The organism is Phaeobacter sp. JH204B, assembly GCF_048055755.1.
Taxonomy (GTDB): domain Bacteria; phylum Pseudomonadota; class Alphaproteobacteria; order Rhodobacterales; family Rhodobacteraceae; genus Phaeobacter; species Phaeobacter bryozoorum.
Genome location: NZ_JAYMXF010000020.1, coordinates 197,318 through 212,032, shown reverse-complemented (window position 1 = coordinate 212,032; position 14,715 = coordinate 197,318). Strand labels below are relative to the sequence as shown.

At 63.7% G+C, this 14,715-nt stretch carries 13 protein-coding genes; 7 read left to right on the top strand and 6 right to left on the bottom strand.

Annotated elements, in window-relative coordinates; all coding sequences use genetic code 11:
• Positions 1–57: 57 nt before the first annotated feature.
• Both VXL81_RS12675 and VXL81_RS12670 read right to left on the bottom strand, forming a co-directional pair.
• Positions 58–1,017 (bottom strand): ChaN family lipoprotein, encoded by a 960-nt coding sequence (locus VXL81_RS12675; protein ID WP_416554550.1) that lies wholly within the window; start codon positions 1,015–1,017, stop codon positions 58–60.
• A complete protein-coding gene (locus VXL81_RS12670; RefSeq protein ID WP_340547327.1) occupies positions 1,014–1,892 on the bottom strand; it encodes an RNA polymerase factor sigma-32 in 879 nt (292 codons plus the stop codon). Before VXL81_RS12670 ends, VXL81_RS12675 begins: the two co-directional genes overlap by 4 nt.
• 292 nt (positions 1,893–2,184) lie before the next feature.
• Here VXL81_RS12670 and cobU point away from each other — a divergent pair, with 292 nt between their 5' ends.
• From cobU to VXL81_RS12650, 4 genes are all read left to right on the top strand, one after another.
• Positions 2,185–2,703: a bifunctional adenosylcobinamide kinase/adenosylcobinamide-phosphate guanylyltransferase gene (gene cobU / locus VXL81_RS12665; RefSeq protein ID WP_416539957.1), complete on the top strand. Its 519-nt coding sequence runs from the start codon at positions 2,185–2,187 to the stop codon at positions 2,701–2,703.
• Complete coding sequence (locus tag VXL81_RS12660; protein ID WP_416554548.1) at positions 2,700–3,305, top strand: histidine phosphatase family protein; 606 nt, start codon at positions 2,700–2,702, stop codon at positions 3,303–3,305. The genes cobU and VXL81_RS12660 overlap by 4 nt, the downstream gene beginning before the upstream one ends.
• 58 nt (positions 3,306–3,363) lie before the next feature.
• Positions 3,364–4,047, top strand: a complete 684-nt coding sequence (locus VXL81_RS12655; RefSeq protein ID WP_416536679.1) for a glutathione S-transferase — start codon at positions 3,364–3,366, stop codon at positions 4,045–4,047.
• A gap of 144 nt (positions 4,048–4,191) precedes the next feature.
• The gene (locus VXL81_RS12650) at positions 4,192–5,694 is read left to right on the top strand and encodes a YifB family Mg chelatase-like AAA ATPase (RefSeq protein WP_416554546.1); all 1,503 of its coding nucleotides are present in this window, start codon (positions 4,192–4,194) and stop codon (positions 5,692–5,694) included.
• 21 nt (positions 5,695–5,715) lie between these two features.
• Here the strand turns inward: VXL81_RS12650 and gshB are convergent, their stop codons facing one another.
• From gshB to rsmI, 3 genes are all read right to left on the bottom strand, one after another.
• Positions 5,716–6,648: a glutathione synthase gene (gene gshB, locus VXL81_RS12645; RefSeq protein ID WP_340547332.1), complete on the bottom strand. Its 933-nt coding sequence runs from the start codon at positions 6,646–6,648 to the stop codon at positions 5,716–5,718.
• A 97-nt stretch (positions 6,649–6,745) separates the two neighbouring features.
• Positions 6,746–7,102, bottom strand: a complete 357-nt coding sequence (locus VXL81_RS12640) for a YraN family protein (protein WP_416554577.1) — start codon at positions 7,100–7,102, stop codon at positions 6,746–6,748.
• 50 nt (positions 7,103–7,152) lie between these two features.
• Positions 7,153–8,013, bottom strand: coding sequence for a 16S rRNA (cytidine(1402)-2'-O)-methyltransferase (gene rsmI / locus VXL81_RS12635; protein WP_340547333.1), 861 nt, complete (start codon positions 8,011–8,013; stop codon positions 7,153–7,155).
• An 84-nt stretch (positions 8,014–8,097) separates the two neighbouring features.
• Here rsmI and VXL81_RS12630 point away from each other — a divergent pair, with 84 nt between their 5' ends.
• Genes VXL81_RS12630 through murJ form a run of 3 tightly spaced genes read left to right on the top strand, consistent with a single transcriptional unit; the run spans position 8,098 to position 13,608 of the window.
• Positions 8,098–9,270 carry a penicillin-binding protein activator gene (locus VXL81_RS12630; RefSeq protein ID WP_416554544.1) on the top strand — a complete coding sequence of 391 codons (1,173 nt, stop codon included), beginning with the start codon at positions 8,098–8,100 and terminating at the stop codon, positions 9,268–9,270.
• Complete coding sequence (locus tag VXL81_RS12625; protein ID WP_340547335.1) at positions 9,230–12,058, top strand: [protein-PII] uridylyltransferase; 2,829 nt, start codon at positions 9,230–9,232, stop codon at positions 12,056–12,058. The genes VXL81_RS12630 and VXL81_RS12625 overlap by 41 nt, the downstream gene beginning before the upstream one ends.
• Complete coding sequence (gene murJ / locus VXL81_RS12620) at positions 12,055–13,608, top strand: murein biosynthesis integral membrane protein MurJ (RefSeq protein ID WP_416542927.1); 1,554 nt, start codon at positions 12,055–12,057, stop codon at positions 13,606–13,608. The genes VXL81_RS12625 and murJ overlap by 4 nt, the downstream gene beginning before the upstream one ends.
• Positions 13,609–13,763: 155 nt before the next feature.
• Here murJ and bhcR read toward each other — a convergent pair whose 3' ends face one another.
• Entirely contained in the window at positions 13,764–14,588 is an 825-nt protein-coding gene (gene bhcR, locus VXL81_RS12615; RefSeq protein ID WP_416536675.1) for an HTH-type transcriptional regulator BhcR, read from the bottom strand.
• Between the last annotated feature and the right edge of the window lie 127 nt (positions 14,589–14,715).

Genomic DNA, 14,715 nt, shown 5'->3' with positions numbered 1-14,715 from the left:
TGTCGCCAGTGTGAAACGGTTTTCCGCGGGGGGTCTGCCGCAGCGCGCGCGTGCCCCTCACTGGAAGGCCAGACAGGGATCGGCGCGCGGGATTGGATCTGCCTCCATCACCACATCAAACGCCCCCTCGATCTGCCCGCCCTCGGACTGGCCCAGAGCGGTGATCTTCAGCGCCGGGCGCGCCTGCCGCAAGGCCAGCGGCGCGCCACGATCCAGCCGGGCATGCCCATTGCCGGTCACCACCACGACCGGCCCCGGATTCTGGCCGCCAGATTGCCTGACCGGGTCTGCGGCGGCGTGATCCAGCGCCGCAACAACAGCGCGTGCCAGCACCGCATCGCGCAGCCGCTGAAGCTCAACCAGAACCGGCAGCATCTCGCCCGGCATCGCATTGCAATGGCTGGCCAGCTGATCGGCTTTACGCGCCGCCTGCTCTGCCTCATCCAGCGGGGTGGTGAGCCCATAGGCCACCGCATCAGGACCAAAGACCCCCGCCACGCCCTGTTCCATCGCGCGGCGGGTTCCCGTTCGCGGCACCAGCGCGCCGAACTGCGCCGCCCCGTGACTGGCGGCAAAGACCGGTTGATAAAGCGCGAACTCAGGCCAGCCGGACTGCGTCCAGTCGAGCGTCTCTGCCAGTGCCGGACCATCCTGCAACAGATCCGGTGTCAGCGCTGCCGCCTGCGTCGCCGTGATCATCTCCCAGACCACAGCGGCGGGCTGGAGCGCGGTGATGATCTCTGCCTGCACCGCGTGATGGGCGGGGTTGTCGTGGATCTCGCCCAGAAACACCACGTCAGCCCCGGCCAGAACCGGCAGCACCTCCGCCACCGAGCTGGCCAGCACCGCAGGCGGGCGGACCTGTCCACTGTGTTCGTCCGCGCGGGCCGTGCCGGTCATGACGGCAGCCGCGACAAGAACGCCGACGGCGATCGGTCGCCATGCCGCCGCGCAGATGCAAAAGGCGCGCCCGAAGTCGGACACGCCTTTGATCATGATAGGTATGTGAGATGTCATAGGAGGAAGTTCTGAACTTCCCGTGAGCAGGTTTCAAGCGATTTGCGCATCTTCTGAAAGGCGCCCGCCTCGAGCTGGCGGACACGCTCCTTGGACAGGCCCAGCTCCGTGCCGAGGCTCTCCAACGTGCGCGGCTTGTCCCGCAGCTTGCGTTCGGTGATGATGAAGCGTTCGCGGTCGTTCAGGGCCTGCATCGCCTCCACCAGCCAGATCCTGAGCTGCCTGGTGTCATGGCTTTCCTCGACCAGCTCGGCGGCCTGGGCGCTGTCGTCCTCCAGCGCTTCGATCCATTCGCGGCCCTCTTCCTCGGCCGATTGCACCGCATTCAGCGAGAAATCCGCCCCGGCCAGCCGCCCGTCCATCATCTGCACATCGCGCAGCGGCACACCGATTTCGGTGGCGATCTTCTGATGCAGCTGGTGCTGATCCAGCTGGGTGCCCTCGGACTGGGCCTGACGCTCCAGCTGGGCCTGCACCCGACGCATATTGAAAAACAGCGACTTCTGCGCCGAGGTCGACCCGGTCCGCACCATCGACCAGTTGCGCATCACATAGTCCTGAATCGACGCCTTGATCCACCAGACCGCATAGGTCGAAAAGCGCACCCCACGGTCAGGGTCGAATTTATCGGCCGCCTTCATCAGGCCCAGCCCGGCCTCCTGAATGAGATCATTCATCGGCGCGCCGTAGCGGCGGAATTTGGAGGCCATGGAGATCGCCAGTCGCATATAGGCATTGATCAGCCGATGCAGCGCCTGCACGTCCCGCTCATCCCGCCAGGCGTAGGCCAGTCGCAATTCGGTCTCAGCGTCCAGCAATTCCGCCTTCATTGCCCGCTTGGGCAACGGGTTTTCGATCATGGTATCAAGAGCCATTTTTCTTCCCCGTAGATGAATTTTGATCTGAATACGGGCGATGCGCCCTCTTGGATCACTTCAGTCTTGGTAAATTCCCGAAAATCAGGCTCGGGACTGTCGTCTCGGCCGCCAGCGTGGTTGGACAGGCGCGAAATGCGCCGCCACAGCGGGCCGGTCCGGGTGCAATCAACCTCTGAAATCAGCGCCATCTCTGCGGGCCTGACGCGCGCCCGTGGTCAACACATCTTGTGTTGCGCCGCACCCGTGGCTACCCAGTCACGCAACACTCGATAGCTTCAGGGTAATAAAAGTGCCGACTAAAGTCACATTCATTCTGGGCGGTGCGGCATCGGGCAAATCGGCCTATGCCGAGGAAATCTGCCTAAACTCAGGGAAAGACAGGGTTTATCTGGCCACTTCACAAGTGTTTGACGAGGAGATGCGGGCCAAGGTGGACCGCCATCTGCATCAGCGCGGCGCCGGCTGGACCACCCATGAGGCGCCACGGGACCTCGCGCCGGTGCTCGACTCGCTGCGCGCCGACCAGATCTGCCTGCTGGACTGCGCCACCATGTGGCTCAGCAATCAGATGCTGGCGGAGGCGGATCTGATTGTTGAGCAGGCAGCGCTGATGGCCGCCTTGCAGCGCTGCGCCGCCGAGGTGGTGGTGGTGTCAAACGAGGTGGGCCATGGCATCGTCCCCGACAATGCGCTGGCCCGGCAGTTCCGCGAGGCGCAGGGCCGGCTGAATATCGCATTGGCCGGGGTGGCCGACCGGGCTGTGCTGGTCACCGCCGGGCTGCCGCAGGTGCTGAAAGGAACGCTATGAGCAACGATGCGATCACGAGACTGTTTCTGGTCCGTCACGGCCCGACCCATGCCAAATCCATGGTTGGCTGGTCCGATCTGCCCGCCGATCTCTCCGATACCGCCGCGCTAGACCGGCTGCACGGGTACCTGCCCCCCGAGGCGCTGGTGGTGTCCTCCGACCTCAGCCGGGCCCGCGATACGGCGACGGCCATCGGGCGCGACCGGCAGCGGCTGGCGGACCAGCCGGCGCTGCGCGAAATCCATTTCGGCGCCTGGGAGTTGCGCAGCTGGCGCGAGATTGATGCCGAAGACCCCGAGCGTATCCGCGCCTATTGGGAAACCCCCGGCGATGTGGCCCCGCCCGGCGGCGAGAGCTGGAATCAGGTCTGCGCGCGGGTAAACGCAGCCATCGATGGTCTGATCGAGGCGCATCGCGGCCGGGATCTGGTGGTGGTTGGCCATTTCGGCCAGATCCTGACGCAGATCCAGCGCGCCGAGCAGCTGACCGCCGAGGAGGCCTTTTCGCATCGGATCGACAACCTGTCGGTCACCGAGATCACCCATCAGGGCAGCAGCCGGGATCGCGGCTGGGGGCGTGGTAGAATAAATCACATTCCGTGATGGGTTAGCGCACAAATATTCCGTTTGAGAATGACTTGAGGCGCGCTAACCTCGCGACATGACATATCAACTCTATATCGGTGATCGCAAGTATTCCAGCTGGTCGTTGCGCGGCTGGCTGATGCTAGAAAAATTCAACCTGCCTCATGAGGTCTCGCTGGTCGAGATGTTCTCGGGCACCATGGCGGAGAAGATGGCGGCACTGGCCCCGGCACGGCTGCTGCCGACGCTGCAATTGCCGGATGGCACGGTGATTGGTGAAACCGTCGCCATCGCCGAAACGCTTGCGGAACGGCACCCGGAGGCTGGCATGTGGCCGCAGGATCCGCGCCAGCGGGCAACGGCACGCTGGCTGGTGGCCGAGATGGCCTCGGGCTTTGGTGCGCTGCGCAGCGCCTGCCCGATGCAATTGGCACATATCTATCAGGGGTTTGAACCCTCTGACGCGGTGCTGGCAGATCTCAAGCGGATTGAAACACTGTTCGCCCATGCACGCGATGTGTCCGGCAGCAAGGATGGCTGGCTGTTTGGCAGCTATTCCATCGCGGATGCGTTCTATGCGCCGGTGGCGGCTCGCATCGTCGGCTTTGATCTGCCTGTTTCGGACGAGATGCGTGCCTATTGCCGCGTCACCCTGTCCGACCCGGTGCTGCGCCGCTGGCAGGACCGCATTGACGAGGTGAGCTATGCAACCGATCCCTACCCGATTGATCTGCCGCGCAAACCCTGGCAGCTGAGCTGACCTCACTGTCCCCGGCATCGCCCCGGCGTCCCCCGGCATCAGGGTGAATAAAACGTAAAACCGCAGCGGCATCGCCGGTGCGTTAACGACTCCGAAACCACGTTGGCCAAGCATCTCTCCCCACCCAAAGCGGAAAGGGGAGAGATGATTTCGCGCGCCTATACCGTTGCGTTTCAAGGCGTCGAGGCCCGCCCGGTCGAGGTGCAATGTGCGGTCGCCCCAGGTCTGCCGGCTTTCTCCATCGTCGGCCTGCCGGATAAGGCGGTCAGCGAGGCCCGCGAGCGGGTCCGATCGGCGCTGGCGACGATGTCGATTGCCCTGCCCTCGCGCCGGATCACCGTAAACCTGTCGCCTGCCGATCTGCCCAAGGAGGGCAGCCATTTTGATCTGGCGATCGCGCTGGCGCTGCTGGCGGCGATTGGGATCATCCCGCCCGAGGCGGCCTCTGAGACCATTGCCCTGGGCGAGCTGTCGCTGGATGGCAATCTGGTGCCGGTGGTGGGTGCCCTGCCTGCCGCCATGGCCGCCGCGAGCGAAGGACGGCGGCTGCTCTGCCCGAAGGCCTCGGGTGCGGAGGCGGCCTGGGTCAGCGATGCGACGGTGATCGCGGCGGGCGGTCTGGCGGATGTGGTGGCGCATTTCACCGGGCAGATGGTGATCCCCCCCGCCGCCCCCGGCGAGGTGATTGATCCCCCTGCGGGAAAGGATCTGCGCGATGTGAAGGGGCAGGAACGGGCCAAGCGCGCGCTGGAGATTGCCGCGGCTGGTCGACATCATCTCTATATGGTCGGCGCGCCGGGATCGGGGAAATCCATGCTGGCGGCGCGGCTGCCCTCGATCCTGCCGCCGCTAAGCGCGGCCGAAGCACTGGAGACCTCAATGATCCAGTCGCTTTGCGGGTTGATCGACGAAGGCGGCATTCGGCGCAGCCGCCCCTACCGCGAGCCGCATCACACCGCCTCGATGGCGGCCATTGTCGGGGGCGGGCGCAGGGCGCAGCCGGGCGAGATCAGCCTGGCGCATAATGGTGTGCTGTTTCTTGATGAGCTGCCGGAATTCAGCCGGGCAGTGCTGGAGACGCTGCGCCAGCCGTTGGAAACCGGCCATGTGAATGTGGCACGTGCAAATGCCCATGTCAGCTACCCGAGTCGGTTCATGCTGGTGGCGGCGGCCAACCCCTGCAAATGTGGCGCGCTCAGCGATGCCAATCGCGCCTGTGCAAGGGCGCCGCAGTGTTCGGCGGATTATCTCGGCCGTATCTCCGGGCCGCTGATGGACCGGTTCGATCTGCGGGTGGATGTGCCGCCGGTCGGCTTTGCCGATCTGGACCTGCCGGGTGATGGCGAAACCTCGGCGGAGGTGGCCATGCGGGTTGCCATCGCGTGGGAGGTCCAGGCCAGCCGCTACCGCCAACATCCCCAGCTGCGGCAGAATGCCGATGCCGAGGGTCAGCTGCTGGAGGAGGTGGCGACGCCCGACAGCGAAGGTCGGGCCCTGCTGTTGCAGGCGGCGGACCGGTTCGGGCTGACCGCGCGTGGCTATCACCGGGTGCTGCGCATCGCCCGCACCATCGCCGATCTGGATGGGGCGCCGGATGTCCGCCGCCCCCATATCGCCGAAGCGATCAGTTTTCGGATTGCCGCCTGAGGCGTGTTCTCACGCGAGAGCTCAGAGCTTGGCTTCGATCGCCTGCCAGATCTTCTCGGCGATATTGACGCCGTCGAAGCGTTCCAGCTCCTGAATGCCGGTCGGCGAGGTCACGTTGATCTCGGTCAGGTAGTCGCCGATCACGTCGATACCGACAAAGACCTGCCCTTTTTCGCGCAGCAATGGCCCGATGGCGGCGCAGATTTCGCGGTCGCGGTCGGTCAGGCCGATTTTCTCCGGTCGGCCGCCGACATGCATGTTGGAACGGGTTTCCCCCGCCGCAGGCACCCGGTTGATTGCGCCGACGGCTTCGCCATCGACCAGGATCACCCGTTTGTCGCCATTGCTCACATCCGGCAGGAATTTCTGCACGATCAGCGGCTCTCGGCTGAAGCCGGTGAACAGCTCATGCAGCGAGGTCAGGTTGCGGTCGTCGCGGTCCAGCCGGAACACGCCGGCACCGCCGTTGCCGTAGAGCGGCTTCAGAATGATATCGCCATGTTTTTCCTTGAACGCCTTGATCGTCTCAAGATCGCGGGCAATGGCGGTGGGCGGCGTCAGCTCCGGGAAATCCAGAACCAGCAGTTTCTCCGGGTAGTTACGCACCCAGAAGGGATCATTGACCACCAGCGTCTGACCCTTCAGCCGGTCCAACAGATGGGTCGAGGTGATATAGTGCATGTCAAAGGGCGGATCCTGCCGCAGCCAGACCACGTCGAAGTCGCTCAGGTCGACTTCGCGGCGCGGACCCAACTCCGCCGGGTGTCCGGCCACGCGCTGAACGGTCATATCATGGCCGCGCGCGGTGATGCGGCCCTCCTGATAGGCCAGCTGGTCGGGGCCATAGAAAAACAGGCTATGCCCGCGCGCCTGCGCTTCCTCCGCTAGGCGAAAACTGCTGTCGGCATTGATATCAACGTCGGTGATCGGGTCCATTTGAAAGGCGATTTTCATAATGTCAGTCCCTCATGACATGGGCAAAATGACATGGGCAAACCGCCCACGCCGAATACATGACCCAGCTTGGCGACAGGTTCAATGGCAGAGACGCTCAGCCCTGACCATAGGCGTTTTCCATCACCTCAACCCTGCCGGTGCCATCGACCACCGCCACATCCAGCCGCGACTCGGTCAGCTGCCCGGCAGGTTCGCCGGCCAGAAACCCGGCGGCGCTGGTCATCATGCGCTGCATCTGGGTGCTGTTGATGCGGGCGATCGCCTCATCGCGGCTGACGCTGTGCTTGACCTCGACAAAGATCACCATCGCCCCAAGCCGCAGGATCAGGTCGATTTCGGCGCCACCGCCGCGCCAGCGGCGCGCCGCGACTGTGTATCCCCCGCGTTCATAAAACCGGGCGACCAGCTCTTCCGCGGCGTATCCGGCGTGATGGGATCTAGATCCACGCAGCCCGCGCGCAGAGGGCCGTCCGGGCGGGGTATCTGCCCGCCCGGCCATGCTCAGCCTGCATCCTTGGCCATGTCGAGCGCCAGTTGATAGATCTTGCGGCGCGGCAGATTGTGCATTTCGGCAACGATGGAGGCGGCGTCTTTCACGGAGTTGTCCTTTAGGGCGGCGCGCAGATCGCTGTCGAGATCGCCATCGCTGACACTGGCGCCGCGCGCACGGTCCACCAGAACCACAATTTCGCCTTTCACCGGGGATTGTTCCAGCCCTTCGGCGAGGGTCAGCAGGGTATCGCGGCGCACCTCCTCGAATTTCTTGGTGATTTCACGGCAGAGCGCCGCCGGCCGGTCGCCCAATACGCCCGCCATGTCGCGCAGCGAGGCGGCAATCCGCTTGGGCGATTCGTAAAACACCAGCGTGCCGGGGACGGCGGCCAGCTCCTCCAGCCGTTTGCATCTTGCGCCACTGGCGTTGGGCAGAAAGCCTGCAAAGAAAAACGCATCCGTTGGCAGTCCGGCCAATGTCAGCGCCGCCAGCGCCGCAGAGGCGCCGGGCGCAACCGTGACCAGATGCCCGGCCTCGGCGGCGGCGCGGCTGAGATCATAGCCCGGATCGGCAATAAGCGGCATACCCGCCTCGGAGGCATAGGCCACGGACTGCCCCGCCTCCAACGCCGCCAGAAGCCGTCCGCGCGCGCCAGCGCCGCTGTGATCGTGATAGGCCACGATCTGCCGCCCATTGAGCGGAACACCGTGGATTTCCATCAGCTTACGCAGAGAACGGGTGTCCTCGGCGGCGATCATGTCGGCGGAGGCCAGCACGTCAAGCGCCCGCAAAGTGATGTCGCGCGCGGTGCCGATGGGCGTCGCGACGAAGTAGAGCCCGCATGGCAAATGGACGATCTTGTGATTCACGCTGGACCCGCCTTGTTGGTCGTTTATGATCCCTCAGGTACCAACACGGCGTACGCCGCCGGACAAGGGAGTTTCAAGTCCATTATGTTTGCTGTTTTTCAACACGCCCGCAAGGCGGCACTGACCGCTGCAACCGTTGTTTCGACGCTGGCACTGGCCGCCTGTGACACCTTGCCGACTGGCAGCGGGCCGTCGATCAACACGACCAAACCGGTTCCGGTCGCCCTGTTGGTTCCGCGTGGCTCGGCGCAGCCCGGTGACGCGCTGCTGGCCAAGAGCCTTGAAAACGCTGCCCGCATGGCGATCGCCGATCTCAACGGGGCGCAGATCGACCTGCGGATCTATGACACCGCCGGCGTACCGCAGCAGGCCGCAACCGCAGCAACCACCGCGATCAACGATGGCGCGCGGATCATTCTGGGGCCAGTCTATGCCGAGGCCGCAAATGCCGCAGGTCTGGTCGCCGCACAGCGCAACGTCAATGTGCTGGCGTTTTCCAACAACACCGCCATTGCCGGCGGCAATGTCTTCATCCTCGGGCCGACCTTTGACAATACCGCGCGACGCCTGACCAGCTATGCCAGCCGTCAGGGCAAGGGCAATATGGTGATCGTCAGCGGCAGTGACCCCGCAGGTCAGGCCGGCCGCGTGGCAATCGAACGTGCCGCCGCCGGGACCGGGGCAAATATCAACGGCTCCGTCAGCTATGAGCTGTCGCAGCAGGGCGTGATCAACGCGATCCCGACGATCCGGTCAACCGTCGCCAGCAGCGGCGCGCAGTCGGTGTTCCTGACGGCAAATACCGCAGGCGCCCTGCCCCTGCTGACGCAGCTGATGCCCGAAGCCGGTGTCGATCCTGCGGTAACGCAGTATATCGGCCTCACCCGCTGGGATATCCCGGCACAGACGCTGGCCCTGCCGGGTGTGCAGGGTGGCTGGTTCGCAATGCCCGACACCAACCGGTCGCAGCAGTTCCGCAGCCGCTATCAGGCCAGCTATGGCGCCGCGCCGCATCCGATCGGTGGTCTGGCCTATGATGGGATTGCCGCAATCGGTGCGCTGGTGAGTGCCGGCAAATCCGACGCGCTGACCGGCGCGGCACTGACCCGTGGCAATGGGTTCCAGGGCACCGGTGGTATCTTCCGCCTGCGCCCAGATGGCACCAATGAACGCGGCCTTGCGGTTGCGACAATCCAAGAACAGAAGGTTGTGGTTATTGACCCAGCTCCCAGCAGCTTCGCCGGTGCCGGATTCTGATCCAGCGCTGCCGGACACCGTCCATCTGCCACCCTTGCTGGGGCCGCTGATCTGCGACCCCGGCAAAATTTTTGACGCCGTTGCCGTGCGCGCCGCCATCACCGCCCTGTCGCGGGATTGCTCGGCGGCGGAGCTGCGCGCTGGCGTTGTGAAAATCCTGCGCGAGGCCAATCTGGCCGGGCGCGCCGCCATCGCCGAGGCCTTTGCCGAGGAACCCTTTGCGGCGCGGGCGCTGACCCGGTCTTATGTCTATCTGACCGATGGGCTGGTTACTGCCGCCTATTTCACCGCCACCAGCCTGCTGCATCCGCTGGCCAACCCGACCCAGGGCGAGCGGATCGCGGTGATTGCCGTTGGCGGCTATGGTCGCGGTGAAATGGCACCGCAGTCCGATGTGGATCTGCTGTTCCTCACCCCGTACAAGATCACCGCCTGGGCCGAGAGCGCGATTGAATCGATGCTCTATATCCTGTGGGATCTGCGCCTGAAGGTGGGCCATTCGAGCCGCACCATCCGTGACTGCATCCGTCTGGGGGGCGAGGATTTCACCATTCGCACCGCCATGCTGGAACAGCGGTTTCTGGATGGCGATGCCGGGCTGGCGGCTGATCTGGATCGGCGCCTCAATGCGGAGCTGTTTTCCAAGGACGCCCGCGATTTCGTCGAGGCCAAGCTGGCCGAGCGCGATGCGCGCCACCTGAAACAGGGCGAACGCTATGTGGTGGAACCCAACGTCAAGGAAGGCAAAGGCGGGCTGCGCGACCTGCAATCGCTCTATTGGATCGCCAAATACCTGTACCAGGTGCAGGATGTCGCCGAACTGGTGCCGATGGGGCTGTTCAGCCCGGAAGAGCTGGATTCCTTTGCCAAGGCGGAGAATTTCCTCTGGGCAGTGCGGGCGCATCTGCATCTGCTGACCAAACGCGCCACCGAGCAGCTGAGTTTCGACCTACAGGTCGAGGTCGCCGCCCGTATGGGCTATGAGGATCGGGCTGGTCGCCGCGCCGTCGAGGTCTTCATGCAGGAGTATTTCCGCCACGCCACCAAGGTGGGTGACGTGACCCGGATCTTTCTCACCAAACTGGAAGCCACCCATCAGAAGAGCGAGCCGCTGCTGGAGCGGATTTTCCGCCGTCGCCCGAGGGTCAAACCCGGCTATGTGGTGGTGCACAACCGGTTGGATGTCTCTGATCCCGAAGCCTTTTGCGCGGATAAGCTGAACCTGTTGCGGATCTTTGAGGAGGCGCTGCGGACGGGGATGCTGATCCACCCGGATGCCATGCGGCTGGTGACCGCCAGCCTGCATCTGGTCGACGACGAGATGCGCAACGACAAGGAAGCGCGGCGGATTTTTCTGGATCTGCTGCTGAAACACGGCAACCCGGAACGCGCGCTGCGGCGGATGAACGAACTGGGGGTGCTCAGCGCCTTTGTGCCCGAATTCGAGCCGATCGTGGCGATGATGCAGTTCAATATGTATCACTCCTACACGGTGGATGAGCACACCATTCAGGTGATCTCCAACTTTGCCGCCATCGAGCGGGGCGAGCTGGAGGACGAGCTGCCGCTGTCCTCCACCGTGATCCGCAAGGGGGTCAATCGCAAGGTGCTGATGGTCGCCATGCTGCTGCATGATATCGGCAAGGGGCGCGAGCAGGATCATTCGATCCTGGGGGCGCAGATTGCCCGGCGTGTGGCGCCCCGGCTTGGTCTCAACAAAAGCGAAAGCGAAACCGTTGAATGGCTGGTGCGCTATCACCTGCTGATGTCGGATATGGCGCAGAAACGCGATATTGCCGATCCGCGCACGGTGCGCGGCTTTGCCAAGGCGGTAAAGACGATCAAGCGGCTGGACCTGCTGCTGCTGCTGACGGTCTGCGACATTCGCGGCGTCGGGCCGGATACCTGGAACAACTGGAAGGCCGCGCTGCTGCGGGCGCTTTATAACCAGACCCGCGAGGCGCTGGAGAATGGCGTAGAGGCGCTGAACCGCGCCCATCGCGGCACCGAGGCCAAGAAGGCCCTGCGCGCCGCCCTGCCCGACTGGCCCAAGGCCGATCTGAAGATCGAGACCGCCCGCCACTATGACCCCTACTGGCAGGGCTTGCATGTGACGGCCCATATTGATTTTGCCGAGATGCTGCGCGAACTGACCGATCTGGACGACCCGGGTGGGGTGATCATCCGCCTGCACCCCGATGAGGATCGCGACGCCACCCGCGCCTGTTTCTCGATGGCCGATCACCCCGGCATCTTTGCCCGGATTGCCGGCGCGCTGGCACTGGTGGGCGCGAATGTGGTGGATGCGCGGTCCTATACCACCAAGGACGGCTATGTGACGGATGCCTTCTGGATCCAGGATTCCGAAGGTCACCCCTATGAGGCCGCCCGGCTGCCGCGTCTGCGCGAGATGATCCACAAGACCCTGAAGGGCGAGGTGATCACCGGCGAGGCGCTGAAATCGCGCGACAAGATCAAGAAGCGCGAGCGGGCGTTTAACGTGCCGACGCATATCACCTTTGATAATGATGGCTCGGAGATCTACACGATCATCGAGGTCGACACCCGCGACCGCCCCGGTCTGCTCTATGATCTGGCGCGCACACTGGCGGGGGCCAATATCTATATCGCCAATGCGATCATCGCGACCTATGGCGAGCAGGTGGTCGATGCGTTTTATGTGAAGGATATGTTCGGGTTGAAATACTACTCCGAATCCAAACAGAAATCGCTGGAGGCCAAGCTGCGCAACGCCATCGCCGAAGGGGCAAAGCGGGCCGGATCATGAAGCCGATCAAACTGCTGTCGGGCTTTCTCACCGTCGGATTCTGGACGCTGGCAAGCCGCATCCTGGGGTTTCTGCGTGAAATCCTGATCACCGCCTATATCGGGCCGGGTCCGTTGATGGATGCCTTTGTGGCCGCTTTCCGGCTGCCGAACATGTTCCGCCGCTTCTTTGCCGAGGGCGCGTTCAACGCGGCTTTTGTGCCGATGTTTGCCAAGCGACTGGAGAGCGGCGAGGATCCGCAGGGGTTTGCGCAGGAGGCGTTTAACCTGCTGGCGGTGACCGTGCTGCTGCTGGTGGGGATTGGCATGGTGTTCATGCCGGCCCTGGTCTGGGCCACCGCGGGCGGTTTTGTTGGCGATGCGCGGTTTGATCTGGCGGTGGGCTACGGGCAGATCGTCTTTCCCTATATTCTGTTCATGTCGCTGGCGGCGCTGTTTTCCGGCGTACTGAATGCCACCGGTCGGTTTGCGGCGGCGGCGGCGGCGCCTGTCTTGCTCAATATCTTTGCCTGCGCGGCCATGGTGGCGGGCGCGGTGCTGGGGGGCGAGGTGATCACCTGGCTGGTCTGGACCATTCCGGTTGCAGGGGTTGCACAGCTGGCGCTGGTGTGGATCGCCGCCAGCCGGACCGGTATCCGCCTGCGCCCCGGCCTGCCGCGCTGGACCCCGCGCATGAAGAAGCTCGTCCGTGTGGCGCTGCCGGCAGCACTGGCGATGGGGGTCACGCAGATCAATCTGGTGGTCGGCCAGCAGGTGGCCTCTGACATTGAAAACGCGGTGAGCTGGCTGTTTGTGGCAGATCGCCTCTATCAGCTGCCGCTGGGGGTGGTGGGGATTGCGATTGGCATCGTGCTGCTGCCGGATCTGTCGCGCCGTCTGCGGGCGGGGGACGATGCGGGCGGGCGCGATGCGTTTTCCCGTGCCGGGGAATTTTCGCTATTGCTGACCCTGCCCTCGACTGCGGCGTTTCTGGCGGTGCCTGTTGTGCTGGTGTCGGTCCTTTATGAGCGTGGCGCCACCGGGGCCGAGGATGTGGCCGCCATTGCGCTGGCGGTGGCGATCTATGGCGCGGGCCTGCCGGCATTTGTGCTGCAAAAGGTGCTGCAACCGCTGTTCTTTGCCCGCGAGGACACCCGTTCGCCATTTCGCTATGCGCTGGTGGCGATGGTCATCAATGCCGCTCTTGCCTTTGGTCTGAAACCCTATCTGGGCTGGATCGCCCCCGCCATCGCGGCGACGGTGGCGGGCTGGGCGATGGTCGCCTGCCTGTGGCTGGGGGCCCGCCGTATGGGAGAGGTCGCGCGCTTCGATCAGCGCTTCTATGACCGGAGCCTGCGCATCCTGGCGGCCTCCGCCATCATGGGGCTGGCGCTATTCGGCGTGGTACAGAGCTTTGGCTGGCTGTTCTACCTGCCCAGCTGGCGCTACCTCGCACTGCTGGGCCTGATCGTGCTGGGCGCGGTGGTCTATTTCGGCGTCGGCCAGATCATCGGGGCGGTGCGCCTCGGCGACCTGAAACGCTCCGTCCGCCGGGGCGGCGACACGGGGTGACAGGGGTGACGGGGGTGCGGCCGGTGCGTCGGTAGCCCCCGCCAAGTTGGGTTCTGGCAGAGGTTCGTGTTGCTGCGCATCGCGCTGATTGGTGAGGTGCGCGGCAAGAGAGCTGGGCAGAGGGGCCATCCCAACCGGCGCTGCACTCATCCGGATCAGATCTGCTCCGGGATAACGCCGCCGCTCCTGAGGGTAATTTCGGCGGCGGCCTTGGACACCGCTGCGCCGAACTGTGCAACATGCGCGTCATCAAACCTGATGCTTGGGCCTGAAATTGACACACCAGCACAGGGTTTGCCGAATTCATCAAATATCGCGCTGCCGATGCACGACATGCCTTCGTATCGCTCTTCGCTGTCAAAGGACCAGCCACGCGCGCGGATCTGCGCAAGATCCTCGAACAGGGATTTCGGGCTGGTATGGGTATTGGCCGTGAATTGCTGCAGGCCCGCTTTTGTCAGCAACTGGGTGACTTTCTCTTCTGACAGCTGTGACAGAATGGCCTTGCCGGTGCCGGAGGCATGCATGGCCGTGCGCGTGCTCGGCGGGAAGAACGCGCGGATCGGATTATGCGTTTCGACCTGCCCGATAAAGACAACCTCCGCGGCGGCGGGCACCGCCAGATTCGCAGTCTCCCCGGTCTGCTCCATAAGCAACTGCATGACGGGGCGCCCGATCTCGGCAAGGTTTCGGCGTTTCAGAAAGGACGAGCCGGTGCGAAAGGCCTCGATCCCTATGAGCCAGTCCTGGCGGTCTTCATCGAAGGTGACGAAGTTGTGCTTTTGCAGGGTCATCAGAATGCGATGGGTCGTGGCTGTGGGAACACCAACGGTCAACGACAAATCCGTCAGCGTCAGACGATCCGCGCGTGCAATAGCTGTCAGCACACCAAGGGCACGATCCAAAGACTGAAGCGTACCTGCACTGCTTTCGGTGAATTGTGACTTCGGTCTGCCACGGGACCGTTTCTGTTTTTGCACCGTCATTCCTGCCTCATATCTCGCGATGCCTCAAAGGTATCGAAGTGAAAAATATTTTCAAGACGAACAGCGGACGGGATATGAAAAATGTAAAACTCATCAATATCAGTGACTAAGTAAATATTCT